Source organism: candidate division WOR-3 bacterium, assembly GCA_016926475.1.
GTDB lineage: Bacteria > SDB-A > SDB-A > SDB-A > SDB-A > JAFGIG01.
Genome location: JAFGON010000021.1, coordinates 49,251 through 67,209, shown reverse-complemented (window position 1 = coordinate 67,209; position 17,959 = coordinate 49,251). Strand labels below are relative to the sequence as shown.

The 17,959-nt window shown below is 42.6% G+C and carries 15 protein-coding genes and 3 tRNA genes; 13 read left to right on the top strand and 5 right to left on the bottom strand.

All coding sequences use genetic code 11. The features are described from left to right. Nucleotides 1-35: 35 nt before the first annotated feature. From JXA84_01770 to JXA84_01760, 3 genes are read right to left on the bottom strand one after another with little or no spacing between them, the layout of a single operon-like run. On the bottom strand, nucleotides 36-893 hold the full coding sequence (locus tag JXA84_01770; protein MBN1149927.1) for a 4-hydroxy-3-methylbut-2-enyl diphosphate reductase: 858 nt from the start codon (nucleotides 891-893) through the stop codon (nucleotides 36-38). Further along, a complete protein-coding gene (locus JXA84_01765) occupies nucleotides 881-1,498 on the bottom strand; it encodes a 1-acyl-sn-glycerol-3-phosphate acyltransferase (GenBank protein MBN1149926.1) in 618 nt (205 codons plus the stop codon). Before JXA84_01765 ends, JXA84_01770 begins: the two co-directional genes overlap by 13 nt. After that, on the bottom strand, nucleotides 1,495-2,139 hold the full coding sequence (locus tag JXA84_01760; GenBank protein ID MBN1149925.1) for a (d)CMP kinase: 645 nt from the start codon (nucleotides 2,137-2,139) through the stop codon (nucleotides 1,495-1,497). Before JXA84_01760 ends, JXA84_01765 begins: the two co-directional genes overlap by 4 nt. Before the next feature lie 193 nt (nucleotides 2,140-2,332). On the opposite strand from JXA84_01760, the gene JXA84_01755 reads away from it, so the two are divergent. After that, nucleotides 2,333-2,938: an MBL fold metallo-hydrolase gene (locus tag JXA84_01755; GenBank protein ID MBN1149924.1), complete on the top strand. Its 606-nt coding sequence runs from the start codon at nucleotides 2,333-2,335 to the stop codon at nucleotides 2,936-2,938. A 12-nt stretch (nucleotides 2,939-2,950) separates the two neighbouring features. On the opposite strand, the gene JXA84_01750 is transcribed toward JXA84_01755, so the two are convergent. After that, nucleotides 2,951-4,477 (bottom strand): aromatic amino acid lyase, encoded by a 1,527-nt coding sequence (locus JXA84_01750; GenBank protein ID MBN1149923.1) that lies wholly within the window; start codon nucleotides 4,475-4,477, stop codon nucleotides 2,951-2,953. 10 nt (nucleotides 4,478-4,487) lie between these two features. Next, nucleotides 4,488-5,402, bottom strand: a complete 915-nt coding sequence (locus JXA84_01745; GenBank protein MBN1149922.1) for a prohibitin family protein — start codon at nucleotides 5,400-5,402, stop codon at nucleotides 4,488-4,490. A 183-nt stretch (nucleotides 5,403-5,585) separates the two neighbouring features. Between JXA84_01745 and JXA84_01740 the strand changes: the two genes are divergently transcribed. From JXA84_01740 to JXA84_01685, 12 genes are all read left to right on the top strand, one after another. Continuing rightward, on the top strand, nucleotides 5,586-5,966 hold the full coding sequence (locus tag JXA84_01740; protein MBN1149921.1) for a hypothetical protein: 381 nt from the start codon (nucleotides 5,586-5,588) through the stop codon (nucleotides 5,964-5,966). A 1-nt stretch (nucleotide 5,967) separates the two neighbouring features. Next, entirely contained in the window at nucleotides 5,968-8,178 is a 2,211-nt protein-coding gene (gene topA, locus JXA84_01735; protein ID MBN1149920.1) for a type I DNA topoisomerase, read from the top strand. Beyond that, nucleotides 8,175-9,626 (top strand): alpha-amylase, encoded by a 1,452-nt coding sequence (locus tag JXA84_01730; GenBank protein MBN1149919.1) that lies wholly within the window; start codon nucleotides 8,175-8,177, stop codon nucleotides 9,624-9,626. The genes topA and JXA84_01730 overlap by 4 nt, the downstream gene beginning before the upstream one ends. 14 nt (nucleotides 9,627-9,640) lie before the next feature. Further along, nucleotides 9,641-10,384, top strand: a complete 744-nt coding sequence (locus tag JXA84_01725) for a hypothetical protein (protein ID MBN1149918.1) — start codon at nucleotides 9,641-9,643, stop codon at nucleotides 10,382-10,384. Between the two features lie 22 nt (nucleotides 10,385-10,406). After that, nucleotides 10,407-11,144 carry a hypothetical protein gene (locus JXA84_01720; protein ID MBN1149917.1) on the top strand — a complete coding sequence of 246 codons (738 nt, stop codon included), beginning with the start codon at nucleotides 10,407-10,409 and terminating at the stop codon, nucleotides 11,142-11,144. Between the two features lie 42 nt (nucleotides 11,145-11,186). After that, nucleotides 11,187-11,259, top strand: a tRNA-Gly gene (locus tag JXA84_01715). A 9-nt stretch (nucleotides 11,260-11,268) separates the two neighbouring features. Beyond that, a tRNA-Cys gene (locus JXA84_01710) sits at nucleotides 11,269-11,340 on the top strand. Nucleotides 11,341-11,346: 6 nt separating this feature from the next. Next, nucleotides 11,347-11,428 (top strand) — tRNA-Leu (locus JXA84_01705). Between the two features lie 12 nt (nucleotides 11,429-11,440). After that, the gene (locus JXA84_01700; protein MBN1149916.1) at nucleotides 11,441-12,607 is read left to right on the top strand and encodes an amidohydrolase; all 1,167 of its coding nucleotides are present in this window, start codon (nucleotides 11,441-11,443) and stop codon (nucleotides 12,605-12,607) included. 117 nt (nucleotides 12,608-12,724) lie between these two features. Continuing rightward, a complete protein-coding gene (locus JXA84_01695; protein ID MBN1149915.1) occupies nucleotides 12,725-14,329 on the top strand; it encodes a hypothetical protein in 1,605 nt (534 codons plus the stop codon). Nucleotides 14,330-14,342: 13 nt separating this feature from the next. Continuing rightward, entirely contained in the window at nucleotides 14,343-14,786 is a 444-nt protein-coding gene (gene ndk / locus JXA84_01690) for a nucleoside-diphosphate kinase (GenBank protein MBN1149914.1), read from the top strand. Continuing rightward, nucleotides 14,786-17,923, top strand: a complete 3,138-nt coding sequence (locus tag JXA84_01685; GenBank protein ID MBN1149913.1) for a hypothetical protein — start codon at nucleotides 14,786-14,788, stop codon at nucleotides 17,921-17,923. The genes ndk and JXA84_01685 overlap by 1 nt, the downstream gene beginning before the upstream one ends. Nucleotides 17,924-17,959: the final 36 nt, after the last annotated feature.

The following is a 17,959-nucleotide window of genomic DNA, read 5'->3' as shown; positions in this document are numbered from 1 at the left end:
AAACCTTTGCCTGCACTATATATCGAAACCCGCTCTTAAACGCGGATATCTTCGATCAACTTTTTTACTTCCTCGATCACTGAAAGAGGAGTGGATGCTCCTCCAGTAATTCCGATGCATTCCGATCCATCAAAAAAATCGTCCCTGATTTCATCAGGGCTTTCTATTTGAAAAGCCTTATAGCCCTTTTCGACTAAAAAGTTTGTCAACTCTCTTGTGTTGGAGCTGTTTTTTCCGCCGACGACTATATTTACATCGGTCTTTTCAGCTACACTCAAAGATTCGGTTCTTCTGATGTAAGTCGCGTTGCAAATCGTATTATAGACCAAAACTTCTTTGAAAAGCAAGATAATTTCACCCACAATTTTCTTGAATTTATTTTCTGAGAATGTAGTCTGGACTATTATGACGGTTTTTAAGTCGGGGTTTAAGTCCAATTTTTTGACTTCTTCTATCGAGCCTATAACAAAAGCGTTATACAGACTGTGAGAGAGCAAAGCTTTCACTTCCGGGTGTTCTTTTTTTCCTATAATAATAAGTTGGTTTTCCTTTTTTGAATTTTGGTCTGCTATGATTTGGGCTTTTTTGACAAAAGGACATGTCGTGTCAACAATGCTGAATTTAAGTTTTTTGGCCTTTTCAATGACCTCGAGTGGGACTCCATGGCTTCTCAAGATGAGTTTTCCCGGCTGGACCTTTTCCAGGTCGCTCTCGTCTATTGTCACGGCTCCCATTTCTTCGAGCATTTTGACAGTCTGCGGATTGTGAATGATTTCACCCAGGATGTAGACCTTTTCTGTCGATTGGGAAGAATCGAGAACTTCTTCCGCCATTTTTACGGCTCTTTTGACTCCAAAACAAAAACCTGCGTTTTTTGCGACTATGACCCGCATAACCTTTTCATTTCCATTTTCCAGAGTTCAGCCAAAACCTCCGTTGACTTTGTCTTTCCGTCTTTTGTCGGAGATATTGGTCTGCCGAATTTTATCACTGTTTCCATTTTCCCTCTGAGTAAATCGCCGATGCCTGGGTTTGTATAACTTATGAAGCAGGGGATGAGAAGTTTTCTTGTTTTTGCCGAGAGAAAAGCCGCTCCGGTTTTTATGTCTTCGAAATTGTGTCGGGCTTTTCTTGTTCCTTCCGGAAAAACGATTAGAATATGCCCCTTGTGAAGAACCTTCAGGGCTTTTTTCATAGCGGATATATCTTTACCTGTTCTGTCAATCTTGATCGCGTTGTATGTTTTGAGGATAAAACTGTAAACAGGGTGAACTTCAAATAGCTCTTTTTTGGCGAGAAAATAACATTCGTGCGGATATACGCTGAATGCCGCCGCAGGGGGATCGAAGTTGTTTAAATGGTTCGGCGCGAGAATGAAATTTTCGTCAAGGGGAAGGTTTTTTTTGCCTTCTATAGATCTGAGTCCGAGAATATTTTTGAACAGGGGGTAGGCAAGCAGATGAGAAAAAGACCAGAAAAGAGAATGTTTGGGGATCATTTTTCTATTTCAAGCAAAATTTTTTCTACCACTTGGCTTATTGTCATATCTGTAGTGTCAATGACATGAGCGCCTTGAGGGATGACCATAGGGGATATTTCCCTTTCGGAATCGTATTTATCTCTCAAAGACAAATCTATACCCACCTCTTCGTCTTTCATTTGAACACCTATTTTTTCGAGATCTTTTCTTCTTCTTTTCGCTCGTTCGTAGAGAGATGCAGTAAGGAAAAATTTATACTGAGCCCCTGGGAACACGACGGAGCCCATGTCTCTTCCTTCGCAGACCAAGCCCATTGGGTGTTTTACGCCTCTTTGAATTTCGACGAGTTTTTCTCTGACTTCCCTAATAGCGCTTATTGGGCTCACAGTTTTGGTCACTTCGGGGTTTCTGATTTTCGATTCGACATTCGATCCATTGAGAATAACACCCCTTTCCCCGTATTCGATTTCGACCGAATCGAGCGCGGAGACCACCGAAATTCTGTCTTCTATGTCAATTCTGTTTTCGATGAAGTAGAGAGTGGCCGCTCTGTACATGGCGCCGGTGTCAAGATACATATAAGCCAATTCCCGGGCAACTATTTTCGCGACGGTGCTTTTCCCCGCCGCAGAGGGTCCGTCTATTGTCACAACAATCATTTCTAAGCCAGTTTATTTATTGAAACCGGCTTTGTCAATTGCTGTTTTATCCAAAAAGCTGACGTTTCCCAGATGGTGTAATAAACATCCAAGCAAATGACTTAGATACGAATACATGGAATAGAATGGATTTCGAAGGCCGGCTTTGCTTTATAAAATTGAGATGGTAGAATTCAGACAAAGGTAATCGGATATGAATACAAAGCGTTTTATCGTAGGTGAAATCCAGACAAATTGCTATTTTGTGGAAGATCACAGAGAACTCGCCGTGATTGATCCAGGGGGGTATTCAGAGGAGATGCTCGGTTTCAGAGAAGACTACGTATGCAAATACATCATCCTAACCCACAATCACTACGATCATATCGCGGCGGTTCCGGAGTTGAAAAGGCTGTTTCCTGAAGCGAGAATCGCTATTCACGAAAAAGACGCCCAAAACCTAAACGACCCAATGATAAACGGATCATTTCTTTTCGGTATGAAAATTCAGGAGATTTATCCTGATGTCATTTTAAACAAAGACGATAAAATAATTCTCGGAACCTCCGAATTCAGGGTTTTACACACTCCAGGGCACACCGAGGGATCGATCTCGTTGACGGCAGGGGACACGCTTTTTTCCGGAGACACTCTTTTTAGGGGAGGAATAGGAAGATGTGACCTGCCTTGTGGAGACTTCAACAAAATAAAAAAATCGCTTAGATCGTTATTCGACCTGAAATCAAACTTTAAAGTGCTTCCAGGGCACGGCGAAGAGACGAAGCTGTACAGAGAAAAAAAATACATTTTTTCCCTTTGACAGCAGAGTTTCTCATTCAGACATACTGCCGATTTCCTTTTCTACTTCTTTAAGTATCTCGCAAGACTTGACAAGTTCCTTCATTTTATTGTGATCGTCGAAAAGCGGCCGGTCTACGTCGAGAAAATCGACGTGTCTGCGTATTGTTTTTTTTGCCGCTTCGGTGCCTCTGCCGAGTTTGTATTCCCTGAAGTCAAGGGCTTGTGCAGCCGCCATGAATTCTATACCCAGTATCCCCCAAGCGTTGTCGAGAATCTGGAAATTTTTCAAAGCCGTGTTCATGCCCATCGACACAAAATCTTCCTGGTCGGCTGCTGCTGGAATGGATTGAATGCTTGCTGGGGTTGAGAGAATTTTTTGTTCGACTATAAGTGAGTCCGCGGTGTACTGGCTCAGCATGAGCCCTGAAAACATACCCGCTCCTTTTGTCAAAAAAGCCGGCAGGCCTACGCTCAAAGCCGGATTGTTCAGCCTGTTCATCCTCCTTTCGGACAAGACGCAGACCATTGTCAGAACAGAACCAGCGAGTTCCATTGGAACCGATACGGGGGTGCCTTGAAAATTCGCTCCAGACAATTGCAGGTTTTCTTCAGGAAAAAAAAGAGGGTTGTCCCCGACTCCATTTAGCTCAATCTCGACCTGGCTTTTCGCGTACGCCAAGGCGTCATGAGCCGCTCCGATGACCTGTGGAGTGGACCGCATTGAGTAGGCGTCTTGAACTTTGCTTTTTATTCTCTTTTCAAAAACGTCTCCACCGGACATAATTCTTCTCAGTGATTTAGCGCTTTTTATGGATCCTTTGAAACCTCTGGCTTTGTGAATCCTTTCGTCGTAGGGCGACGGGTTTGCTTTCAGGGCTTCGAGAGACATCGCTGCGGCAATTTCAGCCTGTTTAAGAAAATTTTCCGCGTCTTGTATGAAAAGAGCACTCATAGCGGTTATGAAATTCGAGCCGTTTATCATCGCCAAGCCGTCTCTTGCCTGCAAACCGGGGATTGTTATTCCGGCTCTTTCCATAGCCGTTTTCCCGTTCAAGAGCTCACCTCTGTGATACGCTTTTCCTTCACCCATCAAAAGCAGGGCAATCTGTGACATTGGAGCGAGGTCTCCGCATGCTCCTACTGATCCCTTCTTGCATACTTGCGGAGTGACTTCTTTGTTGATCATCTCGACAATTGTCTTGGTGATTTCGGGTCTGCAGGCTGAATTCCCATTGCAATGAACGTTTATCCTTCCGAGCATGGCCCCCCTGACCCATTCTTCTGGCATAGGTTCGCCTATTCCGGCTGAATGGTTGTATATCAGGTACTTCTGGAATTCTTTTATCTGACTTTCGTCCAATACGATTTCAGAAAATTCTCCTATTCCCGTGTTTATTCCATACATTATTTCGCCGGATGAAATTTTTTCTTCGAGCATTTTCCTGCATTTGGTTATTTTGTCGAGGCTGTCAGGGTTGAGAGATATGGTTCCTTTTTTTCGAGCGACGTCGACAACCGTCTCTACCGTCAAGTTTTTTCCGTTGAGTTCGTGATGCAATTTTATCTCCTTACTGTGGCGTGTTCAAAATCAAGGGGATGCCGGATGAAGAAGAACTTGTGGGTATTACGTAAAAAACCGAATTCCCCTTCTCACTCAGCGTTTTAATTGCCTCTATAGCGTTCCACTGGAGGTATTTTTCGGTCAAGTTTGAAGAAATTATAAACTGGGCCGAAGCTATCCCTCCTGCTTCGACTACCCTCTTCACAGAGTCTTGCCTTGCTATTGCGATTTCGTATTCTCTTTTCTGGAGTTGTTGTTCTGCGGCCAACTTTTCCTGTATAGCCAAATCGACACTCGCGGGAGGAGTGATGTTTCTCAAAAGGACGTTGTCGACTTTGACCCCTTTGGGATTCATATACAGGGATAATTCCTCGAGGAGTCGGACCCGGATGTCGTCTCTTTTTTTAAAACAGTCGTCAAGTTTGTATTTGCTTATGACGTCCCTAAGGACAGCCCTTGATGCTGGTCTGACCAAAAGATCCCTCAGCTGGTCGGTATTCGTGGCTACCGCGGAATATATTTTTGCAGCGGAATCGGGATTGACAGACCACCAGATTGTTATGTCGACCGTGATCTCAGAGTTGTCGAGCGTTCTCGCAGTTATGGGGTCCGGGTTGTATCTTGCTCCTTCTCCCGGAGCAATGCTCATGGTGTATTCCTGCAGCCTTATAGAATAAGTGACTATTTTTGCCAGAGGGTTTTTTACATGAAGTCCCTGCATCATAGGATTCGGAAGAACTTTTCCAAAAAGAACCTGAAGGCCAATTTCTCCCGCGTCTATCACAGTGAGTGTCTGGGCAAAAAACGAAAGCATAAGCAGGGAAATTAAAACCAAAATGCCAAGGCCTTTTTTTTTCATCGAGATAAGAGCAATGCCTCCTGAAATCGCGAAGATGAGAAAAAGAAACGAAAGAAAAGTCATCGTTACCTCCTTTTTTCCCTTGATTTTATGAAGAAAGTTCTATAAACCTTCATTTTAAATTATGATTGTGTAAATATAAAGCATAACGTATTTGCAGTCATCAATTGATTTGAATATATTTAGGTCAGATCATGCGGATTATCAAACGCCCTCTGTTGCTGGATCAAAAGGAGGCAATTTAAAATGGACAAAAAACTCAAAACGAAAATTTTAGTTGATTTTTTGAGAAAAAACCTCAAAGGTGAAAATATCGGCGAGATAATGTCCTATCTTGATGTGGTCGGAATATCACAAGAAGAACTCGAACAGGATGTTTTCAGTTTGATACCTCGCTTTTACCATAGCGTAAAGGGCGAATCGATCAGCGATGATAGACTCCTTTTACTGATGGACAACCTCACGGACGGAGGAATGATGCATTTTCTTCAGGTATGGGACAGCGGGATGCTCGATGAAAGGGACGTCGACTCCTTCATCGATATGGTTGAAAACAGGAGAGAGGAAAAAATGAGCGAAAAAGCTGTTGAGATAATTTTGAACGGATTTCTAATAAACAAGGATTAAAGTGGCTAAAAATTTATTGATAGTTGAATCGCCGACAAAGGCGAAGACAATAACGAAAATTGTGGGTAAGGATTTTTCCGTTTTATCCACTTACGGACACATAAAGGACATGCCGGTTTCTAGGTTGGGGGTCGACATCGCCGATAACTTCAAGACGACGTATCTTTTGAACAAGTCGAAGATGAAACAGATAAATAAAATAAAAGAATCCGCGAAAAAAGCCGTCACTATATACATAGCCACCGACCCCGACAGAGAAGGCGAAGCAATCGCACAGCACATCAAGGAAGAACTGCCTCAGGAAAAAACCGTAAAAAGACTGTTGTTTTTCGAGATAACTCCTAAGGCAATAGAAGAATCAATAAAAAAACCGGGTAAAATTGACTCTCTTAAAGTAGACTCGCAGAACGCGAGAAGAATACTCGACAGGTTGGTGGGTTATCAAGTCAGCCCTATTCTGTGGAGAGCCATAAAAAGCGGTCTTTCAGCGGGAAGGGTGCAGACCGTCGCCTTGAAGCTGATATGCAAAAGAGAAGACGAAAGAGACAAATTCGTTTCGCAGGAATACTGGGACGTCTTGTTTGAACTGGGAAAAGAAAGCGCGCGAATAGAAGCTGCTCTTGTAAAAAAAGGCGATAAAAAAATCAAGATAGAAACCGAAGAACAGGCATCCAGAATGGTAAAAGAGGTCAAAAACAACCCAGTAAAGGTCAAAGACATATTCAGCGTTGAAAAGAAAAAAAAGCCCAAACCCCCCTATACCACAAGCACGATGCAGCAAGATGCCGCGACCAGATTAGGATTCAGCGCGAACAAGACAATGATGAAAGCACAGCGGCTTTTTGAAGGAGTCGACATTGAAGACGAGACCATAGGTTTGATTACCTATATGAGGACAGACTCGGTGAGGGTGTCTTCGGAATCCGTCTCTCAGGCAAGGGATTATCTAAAAGAGCAGGGATTGAAAAGACTTGTGCCTGATAAGCCCAACAAGTATTCCGACACCAAAAAAAACGTCCAGAGCGCGCATGAAGCTGTTAGGCCGACTTTCGTCTCAATAACTCCAGAGAGTTTAAAGGGCAAGATAGACAAAGACATGCTGCTTTTGTATACCATGATCTGGAGAAGGTTTTTAGCTTCACAATGCAGGGATTCTTTGGAAAAAACTTACACTGTCACGTTTTTTGCCGGCACGGATTTAGAACTGAGATCTTCGAGAACCGAGACTGTTTTTGACGGATTCAAATATTTTTACGATTTCAACGGCGAAGAAGCTTCTGCCCTAAAGGAATTTCCGGAGTTGAAAAAAGGCGAAGAGATGAAAGTTCTTTCTGAAAGATCCGAGCAACATTTCACTCAGCCCCCGTCGAGATTTACGGAAGCCTCTCTCATAAAAGAACTAGATTCTCTCGGCATCGGAAGACCGAGTACTTACGCACCGATAATATCTATTCTGATCCAGCGCGGGTATGTTAAAAAAAACAACAGAAGTCTGATTCCCACTAAACTCGGCAGCATAGTTCTTAAATATTTAATAAAATCGTTTCCCGACATATTCGACGAGAAATTTACGGCATTAATGGAGGAAAGACTCGATGAAATTGAAGAGGGAAAATCGAAAAAGGAAAAAGTCCTCAAAGAGTTTTATTCCCCTTTTCAAACGAGAATGGAACATCTGAAAAATTCAAAAATTCCTATCGAAATTCCCGAAGAGGACAAGATCTGCCCTTTATGCGGAAAACAGATGATTTTGAAAAGCAGCAGGTACGGCTCTTTTCTAGGCTGTGTTGACTATCCGAAATGCAAAGGAAAAAAAGACATATTTTCAGAAGACGTGTCTAACGCTGAAACAGACTTGAAATGCCCAAAATGCGGCGGAGCAATGATGTTGGTCAACGGCAGATTCGGGAAGTACTTAAAATGCCAAAATTATCCGGATTGTCCGACAACCATGCCTTATTACATAGGTGTCGACTGTCCTCAAAAAGAATGCGATGGTAAAATAATTGAAAAGACAAGTTCAAGGGGGAAAACCTACTGGATTTGCGATAAATGTAAATCAGTGTATTGGACAAAGCCGGTAAAAAAAGTATGCCAGGAATGTTCAAGTCCGGCGATGCTTGAAAAAAAATCGAAGAACGGCACAGTTTATACTTGCCCTGTATGTGGAGCTGTCGTCAAATCTGAAGAGGAAGGATCGCAAGACCAGTGAAATGGAGAAAATACCCTGATATTCTCGAGTTGCACACGAGAATATGGCTGGAAGAAATATCAAAAAAACACGGCAGAACAATAAATTTCGACGATTTTCCCGAAGAAGAGTTGAATAGAATGAGAGACAGCAATTTTGACGCTTTTTGGCTTATGGGCGTTTGGAAAAGAAGTTCGGAAGCGCGAGAGATAGCCCTGAACTGCGAAAATCTTGTCTCGGCGGGGAAAGAAACTTTTGAGAACTTCAACCCCGAAATCGACATCGACGCTTCGGCTTATTCTGTTTGCGATTATTCCGTAGATAAAACATTTGGAAGCTTGGATGGATTTACGGAATTCAAAAAAAGGTTAGAGCCTAAAAAGATAATCCTGGATTTTGTTCCGAATCATACTTCACGAGACAGTGTCTGGATTGAAAATTTCCCCCAAATTTACATGCAGGGAGACTCAGATATGGTTGAAAACAATTCCGCTTTCGTGAGAGGGGATAAAATTTTCGCTATGGGAAAAGATCCGAATTTTCCGCCATGGAACGACACCGCTCAGCTTGACTATTCCAAAACACTGACAAGAGAAAAGATGAAAGAAGTTGTTGAAAATATCGCCAAATTTTCTGATGGTTTAAGATGCGACATGGCGATGCTGGTCACTAACTCGGTTTTTTCCAAAACTTGGGGAAAAGACGTCTCCGGCCTTGAAGAATTTTGGAAATCGGTTATAAGGGACGTCAAAAAACAGAAAGATGATTTCCTTTTCATAGCCGAGGTTTACTGGGGGATGGAGTGGGATCTTCAACAGCAGGGGTTTGACTACACTTACGATAAAACGCTTTATGACAGGCTTAAATACGGAGAAAACTCTTCTGTTTACGGTCATCTACACGCCGAGAAAGTATATTACGAAAAGCTCGTAAGGTTTCTTGAAAATCACGACGAGGAGAGATCACTATTCGTGTTTGGAAAAGACAAACTTTTAACCGCGGCGGTTCTCACGTACTTTTTACCCGGCATGAGACTTTTTTTCCAGGGTCAGTTTCAAGGCAGAAAAAAAAGGATGCCAATTCAGTTCAAAAGATGGCCTGAAGAAGAACCGAATCCTGTCCTGATGGGTTTTTTCGAAAAACTTTTGGAAATTCTTTCCGATGATGTTTTTCACTTCGGAAAATGGTGCCTGCTCGACATTTATATACCGGAAGAACCTGATTTTTCAGGAGTGTTTTCGTACCATTGGTCGAACAAAGGAGTAGATGTGGTCATAATAATGAACAACACACTGTTCCATAAAAACGGGTACGCGAGGGTTGACAGGATTCAAGCCTCTGAAAACACGATAGTTTTCAAAGATGTTTTCACTGGTAAAGTTTGGGAAAGGGATAAGGAGGCGATAAAAAGCGCGGGTCTGTATTTTGACTTGGAACCGTATGAGTTTAAAGTATACAGAATTTGCTGAAAAGAGGTGGAATTTTGAAAAGTAAAAAATCGCTGAAAGCAGTTAAAAAGAATATAAAAAAACCCGCGAAAAAAACCGTCGGGACTGCGGCTGGTAAAACGAAAAACAACAAAAAAGCGCCTGTTCTCAACGACAAAAAAATACCCCCAAAAAAAGAGAGATCTTCATCTTTATATAAAGACTGTATCCTCTACGCCTCAGGAGACCTCAACCTTTCTTCGATCAAGAACAACGAATTTTTTCTCGCCGCACGAGCCAACGTGAAAGTGACCGGGAAAAAAGTCTCTGTTGAAATCAAAGGAGTCGTGAAAATCACTCTGGCGAAAGGAGACCAAATCGCGGAAAATCTTTTTTTCGACTGGCTTGACGAGGAAGCTTCAAGGGACCACATTTTTGAAGACAGGGAAAAGAAATGGCTGGGAAAATGGATAAAAACCATAGAATCTTTCAACAACCTCGACGACAAAAATATAAAAAAAATACCCATTGACTGGGATTACATTGCTAAAAGAGAAGGCCCCTTCACCGAAATTTTTAAAGCCGTCCATTCGAGCGGATGGGCTAAATCATACGAAAATCCAGTAGGTGTAAACACGGTGAAAAAAGGCAAGAAGAAATTCAAACCGAGTGTTATCAGGTCTGCAATTCAAAAAAATCCACTGCCTGTTCTCATTCCTTTTTACAGGTTTTTGGATTCTGAAGGCAAGAGGATTTACGAAAACGAAAACATAAAGGATATAATTGTCATCGAGAATTGACAAATCAGCGGTTTTATTTCTGTTGACGGTTCTTTTTGGCTGTTCTGTTCCCGAACCCGTCGATTTGACAGGTGAAAAAAGAGGTTTTTTGGATCCAGAACAGCAAATTCATTCAGACACGTTGCGGGTTATAGTGGTGAACAATGCAAGTCTTTTTCAGCCAGTCGCTACGGGTTTTATTGACCAAAACCTCAGGGAAATAGACTCTTTTCTGAGCATGACGGGCAGAATTTACAAAATAGAAAAAGCAAACAGTTTCTTCTCTCCTCCTGAAAATTTTGCCACCCGGATTTTCTATACAACAGCCCGAGATGAAGATACTTCTGATATTATGGAATGTCTGGCTTATTTAAGCGAAATTTTTTTGAGGAAATATTCCCTGGAAGCGCCTTTTCACAAATGCCTCTATTTTTCACCAGGGAGGATTTTTTTCAGGCCGTCGGATATATATTCTTCCAATACAGAAAAACCGATATTTATCCACGCGTCTTGCAGATCCATAGAGAAGGAGAGAGGAGCGCTTTGGCCAAGGCATAGAAAGGAATGGGATGACAATATTTTGTTTATGTCTTGTCTGAACGATATTTCAGTAGCTTCTTCAAGAGCAGAGGAAACCCTTCCTCAATACATGAATATTCTCAGCGATCGTTTCACAGGAGATGAATCACTCGGCGTCTCTTTGCCTTCCGAAGTTTTAAAGGAAGACAGAGTTATCTTGATTCTCGGTAAAGACGCTTCGACAGCGATGGGTTTTAGATAGAACTTGACACAAAGTTTGCCTCTGATAAAATCAAAAATAATCGCGGGAGTAGCTCAGTTGGTAGAGCGCCACCTTGCCAAGGTGGATGTCGCGGGTTCGAATCCCGTCTCCCGCTTTTTTTTGTGGCGGCGTAGCCAAGCGGTAAGGCGGCGGTCTGCAAAACCGCTATTCTCCGGTTCAAGTCCGGACGCCGCCTAAAAAAGCCGGGATGGCGAAATCGGTATACGCAGCGGACTTAAAATCCGCCGGTTTACACCATGTGGGTTCGATTCCCACTCCCGGCAAGAAGGAAAAGTATGAAATCTTATATTTCTGAAAATTTTAAAAACCACTTGATCCAACTGAGAAGGCACTTTCACATGAATCCCGAGTTGTCGTGGAAGGAAGTTGAGACGGCCGGTTTTATTTCGAAGTATTTGATAGAAAGAGAATTCAAGGTAGAAAATAATTTCGTGTCTACGTCTGTCGCGGGATACAAAAGTTACGGAGAAGGACCTTGTGTTGTTCTGAGGGCGGATATGGATGCCCTTCCAATTCAAGAGAAGACCGGCGCTTCGTATTCTTCCAAAAACGACAACGTCATGCATGCTTGCGGACACGACGGGCATATGGCTATGCTGCTGGGAGTAGCGGATATACTGGCCCGGAAAGACCTTGGCTTAAGAGGTTCGGTTCTTCTGGTTTTTCAGCCTGCCGAAGAAGGCGGAGCCGGAGGTCAAAAAGTGGTCGAAAGCGGAATTCTCGAAAAATACAAAGCAAAAGAAGCTTACAGCATACATCTTTATTCTGGTGTGGAAACAGGAACTCTTATCTGTCCGTCAGGAGAATTTTTAGCTTCCGCGGACGAATTCGAGATAATCATCAGTGGAAAAGGATCTCATGGAGCTCAACCTCACCTCGGGGACGACCCCATTGTAGCCGCTTCCAATATAGTCCTCGCGTTGCAGTCTGTCGTAAGCAGAAACACTGATCCTTTGGAGAGCTCGGTCGTAACAGTTGGTCAGTTTAAGGCGGGAGATGCCCACAACATCATCCCTGAATTGGCTGTTTTGAGCGGAACATTCAGAGCTTTCAACGAATCGACAAGAGACATGATCCTGAAAAGAGTAAGAGAATTGACGGAGAATATCGGACGTGCTTACAGAGTCAAAACCCTTTTCAAACTTTTTGCGAGCTACCCTCCGACGGTCAACCATACGGAAAATTCCGAGTATTTTCGAAACGCGGCGCTTAGAACCGATGGTATTAAAAAGGTTGTAAGCGACAAAAAACTCGCTGTCGCGGAGGATTTTTCTTTCTACCTTCAAAAATATCCAGGCGCGATGTCGTTTCTGGGGTCGGGAAACAAGGATAAAGCCGCCTCACACCCTCATCATTCTCCTTATTTTGACATCGACGAAGATGCTCTGACGCTCGGGGTTGGGATGTTTTTAAACTTGCTCAAAGAAAGACTCGGAGGCTGATAAAGCATTTCCAGGATTGAACTGAAAAAAATTAAAAACCCGATTTTAACGATTTCGGCTCTTTCAGTTTTTCTCCTCTTCCAGCAAATTGAAGTATATGGGCTGTCGGCGATTTTCATGGCTCTGTCCATTTGCGTTCTTTCGGTTTGTTCTGGAAGGTGGGTTTCCTGCTTTTTTGTCATTTTCCTTTTCTTGACACCTTTGGGCAACTATTTCGAATTAGTCGCCTTGTTTTCAGCAATTGCGTTTTTTGAAGGGGAAAAAAGAAAAACCCTCGCTTTGATCGCAGTTGGTTTTATGTTCATGAAGACTACTATGGGGATTCTTTCTGGTTTTAACCTGAACGCAGATCCCATAATTTTTGATTTTTCAGCTTTGCTCTACGGGCTTTCATTTAGCCTCAAGGGATATGGAAAAAAGAGTTATTTTTCTCTTTTGTCGCTTTTGGTTGTTTTACCCTTAAATCCACTGGCTTGCCTGATAGGCTTTTTTGCCTGCAGTTTCTTTTTATCATGGAGCGACGTTCAAAAAAGATCCAGGCTTTCCCTCTTCATAGGTACGATGTTGCTGTTTTCCAGCGTCATACCCTTTTTTGGTCAAGTGAAAAAAAATCCAAAAATACTGTTTCTTGGAGATGAAAACCTGAAAAAGCACTCTTCCGTTTATCATATACCAGACCATGAGTTCGACAGAACTTTTTTGAACGCAGAGAACTTTTTGAAAGCCGGCAGATGTGATGTTTTTAAAATCAGCACCCTCGGTAAAAATCAAATATTCGATCAGGTGTGGGTGGTATCAGAATCACTGGAGACGGAGAAAACAAAAAAAATACTGGATTGGATTGAAAATGGAAACAAAGGGGTGTTTGTAGTAAAACCGAACTCATGGAACCTGATTCTGCTTTCCAATTTGCTGCCGCAGACAGAACTTTCAACAGCTATAATTTTCCGCACCGATAGCACCCGTCGAATTTTTTCTATTTCTTCCATTGAATTTAAAGAGGGAGATACTGTTTGGGACATCAAAAAGAGCTCTCAATTTTTCCCGGTGATTACCGGCAGCGTCAACTCAATGATTACAGAGTTGACGCCTTTGAATATGACATTGACGAATGGAATGATTTCACTGGTTCCAAGTGGTCAAAGGCGTTATGCCTCTACGCCAATAATACATAAAATCGATGTGGGAAAAGGAGGCCTATACCTTTTTTCGAACCCGGAAGCGCTTTCTTCAGGAAGAATTTACGGGAAATTGTCGGCGTTCTTTTTGTTGTTGAATTATATTGAAAAAGGAGAGGGTGTAATCATCGGATTTATAGTGGGATTATTTTGCTCATACTTATTTTTCTTGATCTCAACAATCTTTTCAGATAAATGTTTTTTGTTTACCGGTTTATTCTGCATTTTATACCCCACGTTGATTTCCATTTCTTCGACCAAGAGTATAATCGGTTCCCCTCACACTGCCTCAGTCCTAACTCAAAGAGAGGATATTAACCGCATTGTACGGCATGAACTCGCGAGATCTTCTATAACAGTAATATGCGAACAAGATGAATGGCTGCTTTTTTTTGCTAAAAGGCATTTTGTCTCAAAACAGCAAGAAGAAGGGGTTTTTTTGTCTGATTTGGAAAGTGGAGACGTATTCGCTTTTGACGAGAAAAACTTGCCCACAAAAGCGGACTTCGCCAGAACCTTAAGATCATGCGGCGATTTAAGATGAAAAGGAGGGATTTTTGAAGAGGACGCTTGTGATAATCAAACCTAATGCTTTACAGAGAGAACTTATCGGCGAGATAATATCAAGGTTTGAAAAAAGAGGACTGAAAATAGTCGCAATGAAACTCACTGTCATAACCAAAGAAAAAGCTCAGGAGCATTACAAAGAACATCAGGGGAAGGATTTTTACGATTCTCTAGTCGAATTTATCACCTCCGGACCTTCGGTTGTCATGGTCCTGGAGGGAGAAAACGTGATAGAAGTGGTGAGAATGATGTGCGGGGCAACCGACCCGATGAAGGCTGATTCTGGGACCATAAGGGGAGATTTCGGAATGAGGATAAGGCAGAATATCATTCACGCTTCTGATTCCGACAGATCAGCTTCGCGCGAAATAGGAATATTTTTCGATGAAGATGAAATCATCGAATATTCTCTCGCCACGCGCTCTTGGATATAGTGCAGACGTTTTTTTTACTTATCGAAGCTTTCGTTTTTTCTCAAGATACAATTTATCCGCCGTTTCAGGGTTTGCACTATTTTAGCGACGGACCGGCTGTAATAAATTCGGTTCAGATAGATCCCTTCGTTCCAACTGCTGAAATAGACCCTGTCAATGGAACTATATTTTTCCCAGATACGTTTATGGAAACACTGACGATTAAATACGTGCCTGTTTTTGAGTTTTCTCAAAGAGTTTACGCGGTTTTTTCACCTGTTCAGATTCAAGACACAACCAATGTTTTGGACTTGGAGGCTGTAAATGCACTGGAAGAAAATGAGGAAATTGAAATTGGCGGGGAAAAAACTTTCGGTTTTTCTTGGAACGGTGCCGGAAAAGGAGAAATCAGACAGGATTTGGCGGTAAATTTCACAGGTGAAGTAGACGACTACTGGTCGATCGGAGGACAGATAAGCAGTAGAGGAGATGAAGGCCCAGTTCCGCTTGGAGATTTAGATAAAATTCTTCTTTCCCTCGAATCTCCTGTGTTTTGCGCTTCACTCGGAGATATCGAAGAACAAAGGTATTTAGGTCTGGCGGGAGAGTTATCCGACGATATTTTAGGAGCTCGTGCAGAGATAAACAGCTCGAATTTCTCGGCGGGGGCATCTTACGGGGAAGTTAAAGAGGAGTCGAGAGTTGTCACAATAGAGGTCCAGTTCGGTTTTCAGGGACCTTACGCGATTCTAGAGAGTTCAGACAACAGGAATTTAGTCCCTGGAAGTGAAAGGGTTTATCTTAACGGGCTACCTCTCGGTTCGGAAGATTACAGAATTGTAAACCTCAACGGAGCTTTTATAACGTTTTCATCGGATGTAGAACTCGAAGACGAAGACAGAGTGGTCGTTTTTTATAAAGCTTCGGGAAACGCTTTTAGAAGGTTTTCTCATTCAGTATCGCTAAAAGCTCTTTTAGGAGATTTTTTTGTCAAATACGACAGAGCCGGACTTTTCGACGTCAAAGAAGCGCCTTTCGGATTCAGCTTAAGCGACAGGACAATAGGAATCCTGGAGAACCTCGGCGACTCAATAGACAAGGCATGGATCGACGCCGGTGTTTTTGTGGGTCAGAGAAGAGGGTCATACGAATTGGAAGGCGGAGTATACGTTTACAAAGGATACGAAAAAGGTTCTTACGAAGTTTCATTTCTTAAGGTCGATACGACCGAAGGGGATTATGTTTACGATGACGCTCTTCCCGGGTACAGATATGTAGGGGAAAATTCAGGCGACTATACCCCAAAGATACGCGTGAGCCCTGCAAAGAGCAAGTCTGTAGAAGCTTTGTCTGCCGGATTCGGCAACAGAAACATCGAGTTTTCTGTTACTGGAGCGATGTCTGAATACGACAAAAATTTATTTTCCGGGGATGACGACGAGGACAACCAAGGTTACGCATCTGGCGTAAACCTTTCTCTGTCAGGGGATAATTTCAGTTTTGGATCGGAAATCGTTTCTCTTGAAGACAGATTTTCGCCGATTGATGATTACGGACATAAATCACCAATTGAATATTTTTCGTCATTTTTGTGTCCTGGAGGTTTTTGGGGGAAATCGGAATTGAGCTTATCTTTGAAAAATGTAATAGTCTTTAGGGGCGACGCCGGGGTTCTAAAAAACAGAGATTTCGACAAGAGCAGAATATATCTTTCGCTTATCTTGGGAAACTCTTCAAAATATATTTCTTTGGGCAGGATCGAACAGAGAATCGACTCCACCACGGAATTGTATGAGCATTCAAGAAACATGGTTAATACTTCTTTGACTGGCGGATGCGCGTATTCTATTTTCAGGCCGGAACTTACTCTTTCAAGAGAGAACGCTGAAGATTCAATGAAGTTTGTCACGGACAGAGCCAGGGCTAAAATTGCTTTTTTGCTCTCAGAAAGGTTCGTTTTCAGCGTATTCGCGCTTTTCGACGACAAAATTATATGTACAGCGGACAGAAAAGAAGGATACAGCCTCGGAAGGGAAGAGGGTGTTCAGGGGTCTTACAGAAGCAGCAGTATCGTTTCTGAGTTTTACGCTTCGAAAAAGAGGGAATTTCCCGGACGCCTGAACCCATCGCCGCAGAGTTCTTTCTATTTGGGAAAAGCGGTGTTTCAGATGACAAGTTCGGGAAGAGTTTTTCTGAAAACGGAATACTCTCTATCCAGAACGAGACATTATATTCGAAGGGCTATTTTCGAAGAGGTTGAAGAAAACGAAGGAAATTACAGTTATGACAGCTCAGGCCATTTCTATTATCCTGACCCTCGGGGTAGATACATAAGAAGGTGGGAGCGGACAGGCGCTTCTCTACCGGTGACGGATGTTTCCTTTGTTTTAGATTTTTCTCCCGAGATAGGAAATACTCTTTTCTTGTTTTCATTAAAAGCTGTTGAGCAAAATTCTTCAGAGAATTCCTTCGCCGTGGCTGTTTTTCATCCTGAAGAGACCATGAAGCAAGACTTCACAGTAAAAGGTTCGAGGATTTTACGCGCAGGTTTCCGGAGATACATCCGTGAAATTTCAGAAATATGGGGGTATCTTGAAATAGAGAACTATTTCAGCTCTCCCGAAGAAGAGGATATTTCAAGATCGAAGGGCGGTTTGTCAGCCGGATACGAATTCGATTCCAATTTTCGCTTCCGGGAGGATTTATCTTTTTACAGGCATGCTTCCAGAAAGCTTTCTTTGGACGAAACGGCGAGTTACGAAGAGTTTACGACAAAGACTTTGGCAGGGGCGGAATTCGGCCGCCTTGAACCAAGACTTGTCTTCGAATTGGAGGCGAGAAAATACAGGGGTTACCTGAATTACCCGGGAATAGGTGAATTCAACCTTTACAAAACAGATCTGTCAGGCGGCTTGTCGCTTTCAGGGGCTTTAAGATCTGATTTTTCATTGGGGCTGACGTATAACTTCTATTCTACAAAAACAATTCCGGCTCAACTCAGGGCGACCGACTGTCAGGGTTATGTCTTGCACTGGGATTTGACCTCCAACGCCTATTTATCTGCTAATTTACAATTCTTCTTCTCTTACGGAGGGGAAAAGAGGTTTGAAGAAAGCACTTACCAAAAACTCTCCACGGGAATAAAAGTCCTGTTTTAAATACCTGTAACTTCTGTTAGAATTAGGCCAGGGGGT

Coding starts and splice junctions, on each gene's coding strand:
- JXA84_01700 (MBN1149916.1), top strand. CDS start 11,441: ATGAAATCTTATATTTCTGAAAATTTTAAAAACCACTTGATCCAACTG.
- JXA84_01745 (MBN1149922.1), bottom strand. CDS start 5,402: ATGACTTTTCTTTCGTTTCTTTTTCTCATCTTCGCGATTTCAGGAGGC.
- JXA84_01755 (MBN1149924.1), top strand. CDS start 2,333: ATGAATACAAAGCGTTTTATCGTAGGTGAAATCCAGACAAATTGCTAT.
- JXA84_01765 (MBN1149926.1), bottom strand. CDS start 1,498: ATGATCCCCAAACATTCTCTTTTCTGGTCTTTTTCTCATCTGCTTGCC.
- JXA84_01760 (MBN1149925.1), bottom strand. CDS start 2,139: ATGATTGTTGTGACAATAGACGGACCCTCTGCGGCGGGGAAAAGCACC.
- JXA84_01740 (MBN1149921.1), top strand. CDS start 5,586: ATGGACAAAAAACTCAAAACGAAAATTTTAGTTGATTTTTTGAGAAAA.
- JXA84_01770 (MBN1149927.1), bottom strand. CDS start 893: ATGCGGGTCATAGTCGCAAAAAACGCAGGTTTTTGTTTTGGAGTCAAA.
- JXA84_01695 (MBN1149915.1), top strand. CDS start 12,725: ATGGCTCTGTCCATTTGCGTTCTTTCGGTTTGTTCTGGAAGGTGGGTT.